General features: G+C 51.0%; 15 protein-coding genes. 10 read left to right on the forward strand and 5 right to left on the reverse strand.

Translation table 11 applies throughout. The features are described 5' to 3' along the window. Positions 1 to 301: 301 nt before the first annotated feature. Positions 302 to 1,882: an ATP-binding protein gene (locus ACFPYJ_RS29165; RefSeq protein ID WP_379191765.1), complete on the forward strand. Its 1,581-nt coding sequence runs from the start codon at positions 302 to 304 to the stop codon at positions 1,880 to 1,882. 54 nt (positions 1,883 to 1,936) lie between these two features. Here the strand turns inward: ACFPYJ_RS29165 and cls are convergent, their stop codons facing one another. Further along, on the reverse strand, positions 1,937 to 3,391 hold the full coding sequence (cls, locus tag ACFPYJ_RS29170; RefSeq protein ID WP_379191767.1) for a cardiolipin synthase: 1,455 nt from the start codon (positions 3,389 to 3,391) through the stop codon (positions 1,937 to 1,939). A 171-nt stretch (positions 3,392 to 3,562) separates the two neighbouring features. On the opposite strand from cls, the gene ACFPYJ_RS29175 reads away from it, so the two are divergent. The 6 genes from ACFPYJ_RS29175 to ACFPYJ_RS29200 all read left to right on the forward strand — a co-directional run bounded on the left by ACFPYJ_RS29175 (position 3,563) and on the right by ACFPYJ_RS29200 (position 8,828). Further along, positions 3,563 to 3,985, forward strand: a complete 423-nt coding sequence (locus tag ACFPYJ_RS29175; RefSeq protein WP_379191768.1) for a nuclear transport factor 2 family protein — start codon at positions 3,563 to 3,565, stop codon at positions 3,983 to 3,985. 162 nt (positions 3,986 to 4,147) lie between these two features. Beyond that, positions 4,148 to 5,230: a glycoside hydrolase family 172 protein gene (locus ACFPYJ_RS29180; RefSeq protein WP_379191769.1), complete on the forward strand. Its 1,083-nt coding sequence runs from the start codon at positions 4,148 to 4,150 to the stop codon at positions 5,228 to 5,230. A gap of 190 nt (positions 5,231 to 5,420) precedes the next feature. After that, positions 5,421 to 6,719, forward strand: coding sequence for a M48 family metallopeptidase (locus tag ACFPYJ_RS29185; protein ID WP_379191770.1), 1,299 nt, complete (start codon positions 5,421 to 5,423; stop codon positions 6,717 to 6,719). Further along, a complete protein-coding gene (locus ACFPYJ_RS29190; protein WP_379191771.1) occupies positions 6,709 to 7,440 on the forward strand; it encodes a hypothetical protein in 732 nt (243 codons plus the stop codon). Before ACFPYJ_RS29185 ends, ACFPYJ_RS29190 begins: the two co-directional genes overlap by 11 nt. Positions 7,441 to 7,624: 184 nt before the next feature. Beyond that, positions 7,625 to 8,497 (forward strand): ROK family protein, encoded by an 873-nt coding sequence (locus tag ACFPYJ_RS29195; RefSeq protein WP_379191773.1) that lies wholly within the window; start codon positions 7,625 to 7,627, stop codon positions 8,495 to 8,497. Positions 8,498 to 8,555: 58 nt separating this feature from the next. After that, positions 8,556 to 8,828, forward strand: coding sequence for a hypothetical protein (locus ACFPYJ_RS29200; protein WP_379191774.1), 273 nt, complete (start codon positions 8,556 to 8,558; stop codon positions 8,826 to 8,828). A 132-nt stretch (positions 8,829 to 8,960) separates the two neighbouring features. Here the strand turns inward: ACFPYJ_RS29200 and ACFPYJ_RS29205 are convergent, their stop codons facing one another. Next, positions 8,961 to 9,377 (reverse strand): hypothetical protein, encoded by a 417-nt coding sequence (locus tag ACFPYJ_RS29205; protein ID WP_379191776.1) that lies wholly within the window; start codon positions 9,375 to 9,377, stop codon positions 8,961 to 8,963. A 280-nt stretch (positions 9,378 to 9,657) separates the two neighbouring features. Between ACFPYJ_RS29205 and ACFPYJ_RS29210 the strand changes: the two genes are divergently transcribed. Genes ACFPYJ_RS29210 through ACFPYJ_RS29220 form a run of 3 tightly spaced genes read left to right on the forward strand, consistent with a single transcriptional unit; the run spans position 9,658 to position 11,660 of the window. Continuing rightward, the gene (locus ACFPYJ_RS29210; protein WP_379191777.1) at positions 9,658 to 10,650 is read left to right on the forward strand and encodes an oxidoreductase; all 993 of its coding nucleotides are present in this window, start codon (positions 9,658 to 9,660) and stop codon (positions 10,648 to 10,650) included. Positions 10,651 to 10,660: 10 nt separating this feature from the next. Next, positions 10,661 to 11,401, forward strand: coding sequence for an AAA family ATPase (locus ACFPYJ_RS29215; RefSeq protein WP_379191778.1), 741 nt, complete (start codon positions 10,661 to 10,663; stop codon positions 11,399 to 11,401). Between the two features lie 4 nt (positions 11,402 to 11,405). Beyond that, positions 11,406 to 11,660 carry a GH32 C-terminal domain-containing protein gene (locus tag ACFPYJ_RS29220; protein ID WP_379191779.1) on the forward strand — a complete coding sequence of 85 codons (255 nt, stop codon included), beginning with the start codon at positions 11,406 to 11,408 and terminating at the stop codon, positions 11,658 to 11,660. Positions 11,661 to 11,747: 87 nt separating this feature from the next. Here the strand turns inward: ACFPYJ_RS29220 and cobA are convergent, their stop codons facing one another. Genes cobA through nirD form a run of 3 tightly spaced genes read right to left on the reverse strand, consistent with a single transcriptional unit; the run spans position 11,748 to position 13,709 of the window. Further along, a complete protein-coding gene (gene cobA, locus ACFPYJ_RS29225) occupies positions 11,748 to 12,521 on the reverse strand; it encodes a uroporphyrinogen-III C-methyltransferase (protein WP_379191780.1) in 774 nt (257 codons plus the stop codon). Further along, complete coding sequence (locus ACFPYJ_RS29230; protein ID WP_379191781.1) at positions 12,521 to 13,384, reverse strand: formate/nitrite transporter family protein; 864 nt, start codon at positions 13,382 to 13,384, stop codon at positions 12,521 to 12,523. The genes cobA and ACFPYJ_RS29230 overlap by 1 nt, the downstream gene beginning before the upstream one ends. A gap of 13 nt (positions 13,385 to 13,397) precedes the next feature. Beyond that, complete coding sequence (gene nirD / locus ACFPYJ_RS29235; RefSeq protein ID WP_379191782.1) at positions 13,398 to 13,709, reverse strand: nitrite reductase small subunit NirD; 312 nt, start codon at positions 13,707 to 13,709, stop codon at positions 13,398 to 13,400. Positions 13,710 to 13,737: the final 28 nt, after the last annotated feature.

Consider the following 13,737-nt stretch of genomic DNA (forward strand, 5'->3'; position numbering starts at 1 on the left):
AGTTCACTCATTCCTTATGGTACCATAAGGTTTTTTTCTGAGTGTCTACTTGAAGGGGATAATATCACTTGTGAGGTCGGCTTTTTTTGTGCAGGCAGGCTGATTTTCCAGTATCGTTATCCAGTCAGTCTAAAATAAGCTGCCGGCATTTAGCCATTTGAAACATTTGGATGACTAAAAAGTGATAAGTTCTATACTTCAGGTATGGATAATCCATGTTAAGATTGTTATCATTGAAAATAACAATCCCGCCAAGATTTGTATATCACCCCAAACATGAAGGTTAGAAGGTATAGAACAAATGGAAAAAACTTGGATTTTAGAAGCTAAGCAGCAGCTTCAAGGCCGGAGCGTAGATCCTGCTATGCCGCTTCCTCAGAAGCACAGAATAACAGCTGAAGAACTGGCTGACAAACTCGTGAAATACAGAGAATTTATCAGTATTCTGCAGTTCTTTGTGGATAAATTTCTAACCTCTGTGCCGGGGTCCCCCTTTCTTATTGGAATTTCGGATGATCAAGGCAATATCCTCGCTTTCCAGGGAGACCCCTCCATATTAGATGCCGTTAACGAGCTTGGTATCGTTGAAGGTGTATCCATGATTGATGAGAACGAGATTAACTCCGTTATGATGTGTTTGCGTTACGGGCGGCCTTTCGAGCTTATCGGTGAGGATCATTATTATCACATGCTTTCCAGACTTGCCTGCTGTACAGTCCCTTTCTATTGGGAAGACGGGCGGCGGGTCGCAGGGACGATTTCATTCATGACGGATATCGGGTTTGCTCATCCTCATTTAATTGCGCTCTTAAGCACGATAGCGGATTCCGCCCAGAGGGAGCTCTTGCTGCGCAGACAAAATTTGCAGCTTCAAATCCTCAATCATGTGCTGCTTGAAACGAATTATTATGGCGTTATCGTAACGGATGAGACGGGATCGATCATTGAGATTAATGATACTTGCTTAGCGATCCTTCAAGCGGATAGTTGGGATAAGGCAAGTTATGTCGACTCATCGGTGTATGAGCTGGAAACGGTTGGTGCTTATTTTGAACGCGTCCTTGTGAAGGATGAAGCATGTATCGGGGTTGAGATCTGTATTCGGAAGCATGATCAGCCGCGGTACTATATCCTCGATGTGGTGCCGATACGCGGGTTCGACCAGGTGATTAATCGTGCCGTAGCCAGCCTGCGAGATATCACAGAGATCAAATCGACGGAGGCCATGCTTCGCAATACGGAGAAGCTGATCTTCGCCGGTCAACTGGCGGTAAGTATCGCCCATGAGGTCCGAAATCCGCTCACGACGGTGAAGGGCATGATGCAGCTATCCGGCAAGCAGATCAGGCCTGATTATTATTCGACGATGATGTCTGAGCTGGACCGTATGAATCTCATTGTGAGCGAGTTTATGATTTTAGGGAAGCCGCAGAGTGTGGTGTTCAAAGAAGAACAGTGCCTGGCTATTCTGCAGGAGGTTCTGCATGTGTTTGATTTTCAAGCCACGATGAACGGGATTATCATTAACAGCAACTTCCAAGAAAGCCTGGTCATCAGGTGCGACCGGAATCAGATTAAGCAGATGTTCCTTAACATTTTGAAAAATGCGATGGAAGCCATGCCTTTCGGGGGGACGATCGAAATAGACGCAGATACGGCTCCGGGCCCCTTCCAGCGCATTCGGATCAGCGACAACGGCGAAGGAATGACGGATAAGGTGCTGCGGCAAATCGGAGAGCCGTTTCATACCACTAAGCCCGATGGCAATGGCCTCGGCATGATGATTGTAAGGAAAATTATCGCTTCCCATAAGGGACGAATGAGTATTGAGAGTAAGGTAGACGAGGGGACGACCGTTGAAATTTGTCTGCCTGGTTTATGAATAGAGTGCTCCCCGGCAGCTCATTAGCTGCTCGGGAGCGCTCTATTCATAGCGTTAAAGAATCGGTGAGAGCAGTCTGGTACAGGATTCCTTGAAGCGCTGGAAGAGGGACCTGGTTGTATAAGCCTCATAAGTGAGCTCCGCGCTGTTCTCCATATCCGTCTCGAATACCCGTTTCAAGATGCAGGCGGTTTCCGAATCATACATGATCGCATTGATTTCAAAATTGAGCTTGAAGCTGCGGATATCGAAGTTGGCCGTTCCGATGGAGGCGACTTTCCCGTCCACGACAATCATTTTCGCATGAAGAAAACCTTTCTCGTACAGATAACACCGCATCCCCTCTTTGAGCAAGTCCCCCAAGTAGGAATATGAAGCCCAGTACACCATCTTATGATCAGGCTTGGCTGGGAGCATGATCCGCACGTCGATGCCGGAGAGAACGGCTAGCTTCAGCGCATTCAGCAAGCTTTCGTCCGGGATAAAATAAGGGGTCTGGATGTAGATGCTTTCTTTAGCCGAGTTAATCATTTTAATATAAGCGTTTTTGATTTGCTCCATCGCCTGGTCGGGCCCGCTGGATACGATCTGGATACCCGCCTGTCCGCAGTCCTCTACAATGGGGAACAGCTCATCCATGTCACGGTTAATTTTGGCATGAGAAGCCAGATTCCAGTCCATCATGAAATGCGCCTGCATCTGCTGAACGGCATAGCCTTTGATCCGCAAATGCGAATCCCGCCAGTAGCCGAACCGCTTGTTAAGCCCCAAATATTCGTCGCCGACATTAATCCCGCCGATATAACCGACTGTTCCATCGATGATGGCGAGCTTCCGGTGATTGCGGTAATTAACGCGAAAATTCAGATAAGGAATCCGGGAAGGGAAGAAAGCAGCTACCTCGCCGCCGGCTTTCTTGAGCCGGTCGAAGAAATGACGCGGCAGATGCGTGCTGCCTATATCATCGTACAGGAAACGAACCGTAACGCCCTGCTGCGCTTTGGCCGTGAGCAGATCGACGAGCCGGTTCCCGAGTATGTCCGGCTGAACGATATAGTACATGAGATGAATATGCTGCGTGGCTGCTTCAATATCACGGAACAGGTCGTCAAACTTGTCATTACCGTTTGTGTAGATATCGATTGCATTGTTTTGCGAGTATAAGGCAAAGCCGCTCGTGAGGTTCATATAAATGAGTTCCTGATAATCCTCTATCGCTGGATCATGATAGATGATTTTATGCTCGCGGAACTGCTTACGCTGGGCTTCAATAAGCTCACTCATCGCCTTCAGCGTGCGTTTGTTAATGTGATAAAGCTTCTTCTTGCTCAGATTTTGGCCAAATATCAGGTAGACCCCGAATCCGACGACGGGAAGAAACAGCAGGACCATAAGCCATGCCCAGGTTACGCCGACATTACGCCGTTCCAGGAAAATAACCGCGATCGCAAGCGGAATGTTAAGCAGGGTGATTATGGTATAAAAATGCTGATAAATGGTTGAAGTCATGCGTACACCTCTTGTTTTTGTCGGCCCACATTTGTAAGGATAGTGATAATGCTGATATTAAAGGAATTTACTTGCTTTCACAATGACCTTCTTCATAAATGCAGTATTCGCGCATGAAGATGCATGGTAGAATATCCCTGACATAAAAATGAATATAGGAGTGGGGATGCCATGACGGATCAGGAACGGATTATTAGAGTCGTGAATCAGCTGTTTATATTTACGGATGAGCGGGATTGGGACAAGGTCAGGGGGCTGTTCACGCCGGAGCTGCGTTTCGATATGAGCTCCATGGGAGCCGGCGAGCCAAGTGTCGTAAGCGCGGATTCAATTATACAAGACTGGGAGGAAGGGTTAGCCAAGCTTCAAGCCATTCATCATCAGGTAGGCAATTATATCGTGGATTTCTCTGGAAGCGGGGCCGATGTTTTCTGCTACGGAATAGCAAGCCACTATTTCCCGAACCCCACAGGCCAGAACGTTAGAACGTTTGTGGGCACGTACAACCTGCATCTGATCGAGTCGGACGGAAAGTGGACCATTGATGTATTCCAGTTTAATCTTAAATATATCGACGGCAACAAGGATCTGTAGCTTTACGGATTCGCTCATCTGAAACGGTCCATACAAGGATCGGTTCTGCTCCAGCCTTGCTGCGCGAAAGTCTTTCACTTCGAATATCTGCAATCGTTTACATAGTTAGGTGCAGCAGCGAACAATGGCCAACCATTCTTGAATAAGAAGAGGAGAATGAACATGAGCAGCTTTAACGGGCTTAATATGGGACTTGGTAATTTGGGAAGACTATCGGATGCGAAGACAAGATCAATCAGTGCCGAGAACTTCACGGGGGAGAAAGGCAAAGGCGGGATGGCGGAGGAAGGAACAGGTGCAGGGTGCGCGCGGGATCTGGGCATCGGCTGGAAGGTGTCGCCTTCCGTAGAGATTGAGGCGGGCGCCACCTTTACGATGGCAGAGATTACCGGGTCGGGTGCCATTCAGCATATATGGTTAACAACCGCGCCAAACTTATGGCGGCAATTTATTCTGCGCATCTATTGGGATGATGAAACGGAGCCGTCCGTCGAGGTGCCTGTAGGCGATTTCTTCTGCAACGGCTGGCAGGAGCGGAGCAACGTCAACTCCTTCCCGGTGTCCGTGAATCCGGCAGGCGGCATGAACAGCTACTGGCAGATGCCTTTCCGCAGGTCCGCCCGTTTTACGATGACGAATACGGCCAATGATAAAGGGGTTCTGTATTATCAAGTGGACTACACGCTAACCGAGGTTCCAAATGATATGGCTTATTTCCATGCACAGTGGAGAAGGAGCAATCCCGTCCCATATAAAGATGTCCACACCTTACTTGACGGGGTAAAAGGTAAAGGCCATTATGTAGGCACTTATCTGGCTTGGCAGGTTAACAATACCGGCTGGTGGGGAGAAGGGGAAGTGAAGTTTTACTTGGATGGAGACGGTGAATTTCCGACCATCTGCGGAACGGGGACGGAGGATTATTTTGGCGGGGCCTGGAACTGGGAGCAGCCGCAGGGACAGTACCAGACGTACTCGACTGCCTTCCTAGGCATGCATCAGCTCATCAAGCCGGACGGGCTGTACCGCAGCCAGCAGCGCTTCGGCATGTACCGCTGGCATGTGATGGACCCGATCCGGTTTGACAGCGACCTCAAGGTGACGATTCAGGATCTTGGATGGCGCTCGGGAGGACGTTATTTGCCTCAGCAGAGCGATATTGCTTCCACGACATTCTGGTATCAGGCTGAGCCGCATGCCCCGTTCCCGGAGCTGCCTGGCAATGATGAGCGGGAGGTCATTTAATAGCGTTAAGCATCTAATCCGGCAACCCCAAAGGTGATCCGGATCTACGTTAAAACCGCTGGATCTCAGGTCTGCTCCATGGCTCTCGTACCTGCTGACGAACAACCCACCAAGCAGGCATGCCCTGCCGGTGGGTTTCTGTTTGTATTATAATAAGAGAACCATCATTGGAAAACTAGGAGACGATGCCATGACCCTGGATAAGCGTTCAAATATGCCGAAATACATTCTTCTGCTCATAGGCTACGCGTTGGTAATGGCGGCTTACGCCTGGTATACATCGCCAAACGCGGTGCCGGCTGCATACTCAGGCACACCCGCAGATCCGGCAGCCTTCTTCACGCCGGCTCAGCTGAAGGATAGCGAAACATTAAACGCCCTGAGTAATTGGATTTTCTTTATGAGCGGGCCATGGGAATGGCTCATTTACGTATTTCTGCTCGCTGGCGGATTAGCGCGGAATTGGAGGGATGCACTCGAGCGGACGAGGCTGCCGATCTATATCCGGTTTCCGATCTTCGTTCTTCTTGTTCAGGCAGCGTCGTTTCTGCTTTATTTGCCTTTACGCATTGCCGGCTACAGCCTATCGAAGGCTTACGGGATATCGACTCAGCCTGTGCTTGGCTGGATCCGGGATAAGCTGGTTGCGTTCGGAGTCGGCTATGTCACGGTGCTTGCGGTATCGGCTGCGGCCTTCTGGATGATTTCGCGGGGCGGCCGTTGGTGGCTTAAGCTGTGGTTGATTTCCATCCCCTTCATTGTGTTCATGATGTACATACAGCCTGTTGTAATTGATCCGCTTTATAACCACTATTCCCGTTTATCGGATCCGGTACTGGAGCACCGTATTCTTGATCTTGCAGCAAAGGCGGGCATATCGGCGGACCGTGTCTACGAGGTGGATATGTCATCCAAGACCAATGCGATGAATGCTTATGTGAATGGCATTGGCTCCTCGCTTCGCATTGTGCTGTGGGATACGACGCTTAAGCAGCTGACTGATAAGGAAATTATGATGATTATGGCGCATGAGATGGGGCATTACGAGATGCACCATCTGGAATGGAGTGCGGTTGGCGCTGTGGGTTCTTCACTGATGCTGCTCGCAGCCGGCGGCTTTCTGTACAGCTGGATGGTGAGACGGCGGGGAGCCGGATGGGGCATCCGCAGCTTATCCGATATGGCGGCCTTGCCTTTGATTCTGCTCTTGATTGCGGTGTTTTCTTTCGTAAGTCTGCCGGTTTCGAATCTGGTATCGCGGCAAGCCGAGTCCGCCGCTGACTCGTATGGGATGAAGCTGATCGGAAGCGCGGAAGGCTCGGTATCCATGCATCAGAAGCTGGCAATAGCTTCGCTAAGCGATGTGAATCCGCCGCTGCTTGTGAAGTGGCTGCGCAGCAGTCATCCAAGCGACATGGAGAGAATCTTGTCAGCGATTGATTTTGATAAGGGGCATGGGAAGGATAAGGCTAAGCAGGATGGGCAATGAACATGTTTCGATGTATCTGTTGAGCGGTCTTGCGACAGCCCCTCATTTCATGGATAGCTTTCGGCTCGCTCTACACCGTATGATAGAGAAGAAGGCCGCAAGCGTTCACTCGGAGCTGCTATTCCCATATGGGGATTGGAGCCGCAGGGTCATCCCTCAGCTTCGGGAAATCGGCCATGATCTGCGGCTTGGCGTATCGCGGTACGGTCGCTCCATTGGGGGCAAGCGTGCCATCGAGGCTGTTCAGGCGAGGCAGCGGTCTGGACATGCGGATAGAGGCCGGACGATATGGATTGGACACAGCGGCGGTGGTGTGGCTGCTGTGCATGCCGCCGGCATGCAGCTTGAACGGGAGGGCGGCATGCCGAGTCCGAGTGTGTTGATCGGATCACCTAAATTCCGCATCCGGCAGGAGCTCCGCCATTCGGTTCTGTATGTGTACGCTGCAGCCGACGAAGCAGCCCCCGGCAGAGGTTCCTCGGTTAAAACCGCCGACCGGATCTCCCGCCTTGGAACTTTCGGCGGCTGGACAGCGAATAACCAATGGCTTCCCTCCTGGTCGGTGGATAAGTATGCGCCGCAGGCGGCCTGCGGCGTACCGATAATCGGAGGCCACCCGGATTATTTTCGCGAGCAGGAGCCGTTCATCAATTCGCATGGCTTATCCAACCAATGGTTAACGCTTCAGGCGATTTGGTCTTGGCTTGAGGAGCGGATTTGAAGTATATTTAGGTTTATGGGTTGAGCCACGCAAAAACGAGGCGAATGCTTCCGAAGCGAGTTTTTTGCTGGCGAAGAAGTATTCACTGAATGTGCAAAAAACCAGGCATATGCTTCCGAAGCGAGTTTTTTGCTGGCGAAGAAGTATTCACTGAATGTGCAAAAAACTTTTAGGAGGACCAATAATGATTATCGGAGCAGTTGAAGCTGGGGGAACGAAGTTTGTATGCGGGATTGGCAATGAAGAGGGAGTCATCCACGATCGGGTGAGCTTCCCGACAGAGCAGCCGGAGAAGACATTGGCTCAGGTCATTGATTACTTCAAGGACAAGCAGGTTGAGGCCATTGGGGTTGGTTCGTTCGGCCCGATCAATATCAATCAGGCAAGCCCGCAGTATGGCTATGTAACGACAACGCCAAAGCCGGGCTGGGGCAATTATCCGTTCATTCCGGAGCTGAAGAAAGTATTCGATGTTCCATTTGGCTGGGACACGGACGTGAACGCGGCTGCTCTCGGGGAAGCAACCTGGGGTGCGGCTAAAGGACTCGACAGCTGTCTGTATTACACCATCGGTACAGGCGTCGGAGTCGGTGTATTTGTAGAAGGAAAGCTGGTTCACGGCTTAGTTCATCCAGAGGGCGGACATGTGCTGGTCAGACGTCACCCTGAGGACACATACGAAGGATGTTGTCCTTATCATGGAGATTGTCTGGAGGGTGCGGCCGCGGGCCCGGCGCTGGAAGGCAGATGGAAGGTTAAAGGAAGCGAGCTGACTCCGGATCATCCGGCATGGGCGATGGAAGCTTTCTATATCGGACAGGCTGTTGCCAATGCGATACTGCTGATTTCGCCGAAGAAAATCATTCTCGGCGGCGGTGTTATGCACCAGAAGCAGCTGTTCCCGCTCATTCATGAGGAAGTGAAGAAGAACTTAAACGGATACATCAGTGCGCAGTCTCTGATGGATGGTATCGCTGATTACATCGTACCGCCAGGTCTTGGCGACAATGCCGGTCTGGCAGGTTCGCTTGCTCTGGGTCTTAGAGCGCTTAAATAAGTCCAAGAATAATGGGGATGCTCCGCCGGTTATTGGATACCGGGGAGCATCCCCGATATTGGAATCAGGAACAGCGAAGAGCTGGGCCGCCTTTCGGGGAGGGCTCAGCTCTTCGCTGTTCGGGACCACTTATGAAGCGATTTCCGGCTTCATTTTCGCGGCTCGCGAGGAGGACCATTGCCCTGCCGCTAGAATGCTGATTAGACCTAAGCCGATCATAACGGAGCCCGTGAACATTGCAGCCGCTGGGTGTATTACGATGAAATTGAAATTGATATTAACGGCAGTTATTAACGGGGAGCACCAGACCAGCCATACCATATTACTATAAACAAACAACTGTTAAATGCAGATTTAGCGAGTGTGCGGTGAATGTAAGCATGTTAAAAAACTCCGATCCACGGCTCGCGAATACTTCGCTAATCAACATGGATTGGAGTTTTTCGCCGCCGTAAAGGCAGAGCTAAGCCTTATCATGCGTGGCATAGGTGCTGGCTGTAATGAGTTCCGTGAGCTCTGACTTTTGCAGGTCATAGTCCGTTTGGGAAAGGCTTCCGCTTGCAAGCCGTTCATCCAGCTGCGCAGTTAATTCTCCGATCTGCAGATCGATGACATGCTGGACGTCCGTATGATTAGCGCTGGCTATGTCAGCCAATGATTTTCCCTCATATAGCGCGTCATAGATCTCCTGATCCGACGATACTCCGAGCAATTGCTGCAGATCATCGGTAGGAACCTCTGATTTCTCGCCTGTCTGTGCGATATAGATGGTGTTAGAGCGGTCAAGTGGATCTGCGCTCGTCTTTGCGGAACCGATTCCGCTGCCAAATGAAATCGCAGCCGCCATTGTCCCGATGATAAACACTCGTTTGGCATTCATGGTAAATCCCTCATTTCATACTAAGCTTGAATTGGCTTATGGCTCTATTGTAAACGCCGTACCTTAAAGAGAGATGAAATGGATTTGAACGTTCCCTGAAGAATGAGCGGTATGAAGGCCACCTTTTTATACCACGCGAACCTCCTTGCGCGCGGTGTGGGGCAGTGCGTGCCGTCGACGGCTATTCGCATTTAGGCCGTTCAAGGTTTATGATAGTTGCAACAGCATGAATCCAGAACTACTGCTTATAGAACGGAAATTTAAGGAGGTCATAATAACGATGAATTCTTTCAGGGCACTGTTCGTGGATAAGGCGGGCAATGAGGCTGAAGTCGCTATACACACCCGTCAGATTCATTTGAATGACCTGCCAGGCGGCGAGCTTGTCATCCAGGTCGCATACTCCAGCGTGAATTATAAAGATGCTCTAGCCTGTAAGGCGGATGGGAATATTGTGAGGAATTATCCGTTCATTCCCGGAATTGATTTGGCAGGTACGGTTATTAGCAGCCAAAACGACAGGTTTCAAGCAGGGGATGAGGTGATCGTCACGAGCTACGGGCTTGGGGTAAGTCATTACGGGGGGTTCAGCGAGATCGCCCGCGTTCCGGCGGAATGGGCATTGAAGCTGCCCGCCGGCTTATCCCTCAAGGAAGCGATGCTTGTCGGCACAGCGGGCTTCACAGCGGCATTGTCAGTCATGGAGATTGAGGAAAATGGAATTAAGCCGGGAAGCGGCCCTATTCTGGTTACAGGGGCAACAGGCGGTGTAGGGAGCATGGCGGTGTCGATGCTGGCGAAGCTCGGTTATGAAGTGATTGCAAGTACCGGCAAAGCAGACATGAGGGAGGAGCTTCTCCGATTGGGCGCGGCTCAGGTAATCGCGCGGGATGAACTGCTGAGCGGCCGCATCCGCAGCTTGGACAAACAGCGCTGGGCGGGTGCCGTTGACTGTGTCGGCGGTCTGACTTTAGCTTCCATTTTGCCGGGCATTCAATATGGAGGCGTCGTTGCAGCGAGCGGGTTAACGGGAGGAACGGATGTGGACACCTCGGTATTCCCTTTTATTCTCCGGGCTGTCCGGCTGATCGGAATCGATTCCGTTATGGCTCCGATGGCAAGAAGAGAGCAGGTATGGCAGCGTATTGCGAATACGCTCAAACCATCGCTGGAAGAGAACCTGCATGAGGAGATTTCGCTCGAACAGGTGAAGGATTATGTGCCTATAATCTTAGCAGGACAGTCGAAGGGAAGAGTGCTCGTTCGGCTGTAGGGAGGTATATATGCCATTCTTAAAGAAATTTGATCTGGAATGGTCGCAGGTAGCGGAAGAAGAGCAGAACAGCTTTCCGTTTAATCTTGCACCCTTGAGGAATCTGGAAACGTATACGTTCAGCTCCAATGTGACCTTCTTTATCGGGGATAATGGTACGGGCAAGTCGACGCTGCTGGAGGCGATCGGCGCTTCATGCGGCTTCAGCATTGTCGGCGGCCGGGATCTGCTCGTTGCCAGAGAGAAGGATGATCTCTCGCTTGCATCCATCATGAAGCTTTCCTGGCTTCCTAAGGTGAAGAACGGCTTCTATTTCCGGGCGGAAACCTTCGATACCTTTGCGAACTACATTGATGAGCTGGCCAGGGATGTCGGACCTTCCGCCTACGATCCTTATGGCGGCATATCCCTGAACGAACGGTCGCATGGGCAGGGGTTTCTTACGTTCTTCACCAACCGGTTCATGAACAAAGGCATTTATATTCTGGATGAGCCGGAGTCCGCTCTTTCACCGCAGAACCAGCTGGCCTTTCTCCGGATCATCTGGGAGCTGGAGCAGCAGGGACAAGCCCAATTCATTATAGCCACGCATTCTCCGATATTAATGGGTTACCCCGGGGCAAAGATTCTGCAGTTCACGGAACGGGAGATCAGCGAGATTGACTATGAAGCTACCGATCATTATAATCTGACCCGGGATTTTCTGAATAATCGGGAGCGGTACTTCCGGACGTTGTTAACGGACGATTAATCTATTGTTGAATACATACTGTACAATTGGAAACGTTTCCAATCCGATGGGCGGGAAATTAGAACTCGGCGGTGAAAGCCTGAGGCTTCATGTTTATTTGGATCGTTCCATGATTGAAGCCTATGCCAATGGGCTAAAGAGTTTAACCACAAGGGCCTATCTGAGCCGTCCGGATTCCTTAGGGCTTCAGGTATACGGGGATGGCAGTCTTACTGTAATTTCTATGGAAGTTTGGACCATGCAGGCTTGCTTTCATTAACTTTCCACAATTAAAAAAGCGCTCCCCGCACGGCTGAGCCGGCTAATGCGGGGAGCGCTTTTTGATTATGAATGATATCACGTGATCTCATCCGATTAACTGTACGGCCTGCTGCTCTGCGGCAAGCAGATGCTCACGAACCCGTACAACCTCGCCAATAATAATGAGTGCAGGATTGCTGAGCTTCATGGTGACGGCAAGCTTATGGATATTATCGAGCGTTCCGATAATCGTACGCTGCTGAGCTGTTGTGCCCCGCTCAATTAGAGCTGCAGGCGTCGCCGCTGACTTGCCATGCTTCAGCAGCTCCTCGCGGATATGACCAAGCTGGCTTACGCCCATATAAATGGCCAGTGTATCCACGCTGTGAGCGAGTAAATCCCAGCGAACCGGGGATTTGTCGCCATGACAGCGGCTGCCTGTCACACAGGCGAATGAGGAGGCATAGTCACGGTGTGTCACTGGAATTCCAGCGGCGGCAGCAGCGCCGATCGCTGAAGTGATGCCCGGCACAATCTCATAGGCAATCCCTTTTGCGGCAAGGGCCATGGCTTCTTCGCCGCCGCGGCCGAATACGAAGGGGTCGCCGCCCTTTAGTCTTACAACGTTCTTGCCTTCCAGCGCATAAGCGATCAACGTCTCGTTGATCTGCTCCTGCGGCATGGCGTGTGCATGAGGAGCTTTGCCGCAGTAGACCAGCTCGGCATCCTGACGGGCATAGCCGAGCAATTCAGCGTTGGCCAGCCGGTCATAGAGAACGACATCTGCGGACTGAATACGCCGCATCGCTTTGACAGTAATGAGTTCAGGATCACCCGGACCTGCGCCGACAATATAAACCGTACCTGCCGCGATTCTCATTATAGACCTCTTCTCTCAGCAGGCACGGGAGTAAGAACATCCTTCGCCCCTGTGTGTACATGTGCTGCCGCCGAACGTTTGAATGTCTTTTGCGAGAAGTAGAACAATATGCCGGTGAATAAGGCTCCGCCTACTAAATTGCCGACGAGTACAGGAATTTGATTCCACAGCCACCAATCGGACATAGTTACAATAGCGCCAAGCAGCATGCCTGCCGGTATAACAAACATATTCACAACGGCATGTTCGAAGCCCTGCGCGAAGAAGGTAAGAACAGGAAGCCACATGGCAAGGATTTTGCCGGAGGTGGACTTGGAAGTCATCGCCATGACTACGCCCAGTGTTACCATCCAGTTGCACAGAATGGCTTTTATGAATACCAGAACCATGCCGTCGAAGCCCAGTTTCTTATAGCCCAATGTTTTGGCTTCGCTGACCTGTATCAGCATCTTGGCGAGTGGATTCTGCATATCCGTTCCCATCTTGGTCACAGTCAAGTCGTAGAGAATGGCATACAATGCACACCCGATGAGATGACCTATGATTACCCAGCCATAATTGGCAAGCATACGTCCAAGAGATGTCTTTCGTTCCAGGACGGATAATGGAATAAGTGCGAAGCTGCCCGTAACGAGCTCTAGTCCAAGAAGAACGATAATAACAAAGCCGACGGGAAAAATAATTGCACCAGTAAGACCAATCGAAGTCTGAGTAACGGCTGTAAATGCAAGTGTTGTTGCAAAAGCAAGAATTGCGCCTCCGAGAATAGCGCGGATCAGCAGTTGGAAAGCATTCAGGTTCGCCTTGGAAGTTCCGGTCTCAATCATCGTTTCTAGTACTTCGGCCGGTTTCACGTAGTCCATGTCCAGGTCCCCTTTAGATCGTCAGGTAGATGGAGCCGCTCTCGCGGTCAACTTCAGTCTCAAACGTGGTCACACAGCCGTCATCAGGTTCATTGACAAGGCCGGTATGCAGGTCGATTCTCCAATCATGCAGAGGGCAGTGCACAATCTTGCCGCACACCATTCCCTCCGATAATGTGCCGCCCTTATGCGGACAGCGGTTCTCAATGGCCAGGATGCTTCCATCCTCCAGCTTAAATACGGCAATATCCAGGTCTTGCACACGAAAGGTGCGTGAGCCTCTTTCATCGATGTCGGACAGCTTGCCCACCAGCAGCTTTGTCATATAGATGCACCCTTCCTTAATAGGCTTT

It is taken from the genome of Paenibacillus solisilvae (genome assembly GCF_042656405.1).
In the GTDB taxonomy this organism is placed as follows: domain Bacteria; phylum Bacillota; class Bacilli; order Paenibacillales; family Paenibacillaceae; genus Paenibacillus_Z; species Paenibacillus_Z solisilvae.

Excerpts from the sequence above, each read along its gene's own strand:
- ACFPYJ_RS29165 (WP_379191765.1), top strand. The coding sequence starts at position 302 with ATGGAAAAAACTTGGATTTTAGAAGCTAAGCAGCAGCTTCAAGGCCGG.
- cls (WP_379191767.1), bottom strand. The coding sequence starts at position 3,391 with ATGACTTCAACCATTTATCAGCATTTTTATACCATAATCACCCTGCTT.
- ACFPYJ_RS29175 (WP_379191768.1), top strand. The coding sequence starts at position 3,563 with ATGACGGATCAGGAACGGATTATTAGAGTCGTGAATCAGCTGTTTATA.
- ACFPYJ_RS29180 (WP_379191769.1), top strand. The coding sequence starts at position 4,148 with ATGAGCAGCTTTAACGGGCTTAATATGGGACTTGGTAATTTGGGAAGA.
- ACFPYJ_RS29185 (WP_379191770.1), top strand. The coding sequence starts at position 5,421 with ATGACCCTGGATAAGCGTTCAAATATGCCGAAATACATTCTTCTGCTC.
- ACFPYJ_RS29190 (WP_379191771.1), top strand. The coding sequence starts at position 6,709 with ATGGGCAATGAACATGTTTCGATGTATCTGTTGAGCGGTCTTGCGACA.
- ACFPYJ_RS29195 (WP_379191773.1), top strand. The coding sequence starts at position 7,625 with ATGATTATCGGAGCAGTTGAAGCTGGGGGAACGAAGTTTGTATGCGGG.
- ACFPYJ_RS29205 (WP_379191776.1), bottom strand. The coding sequence starts at position 9,377 with ATGAATGCCAAACGAGTGTTTATCATCGGGACAATGGCGGCTGCGATT.
- ACFPYJ_RS29210 (WP_379191777.1), top strand. The coding sequence starts at position 9,658 with ATGAATTCTTTCAGGGCACTGTTCGTGGATAAGGCGGGCAATGAGGCT.
- ACFPYJ_RS29215 (WP_379191778.1), top strand. The coding sequence starts at position 10,661 with ATGCCATTCTTAAAGAAATTTGATCTGGAATGGTCGCAGGTAGCGGAA.
- cobA (WP_379191780.1), bottom strand. The coding sequence starts at position 12,521 with ATGAGAATCGCGGCAGGTACGGTTTATATTGTCGGCGCAGGTCCGGGT.
- ACFPYJ_RS29230 (WP_379191781.1), bottom strand. The coding sequence starts at position 13,384 with ATGGACTACGTGAAACCGGCCGAAGTACTAGAAACGATGATTGAGACC.
- nirD (WP_379191782.1), bottom strand. The coding sequence starts at position 13,709 with ATGACAAAGCTGCTGGTGGGCAAGCTGTCCGACATCGATGAAAGAGGC.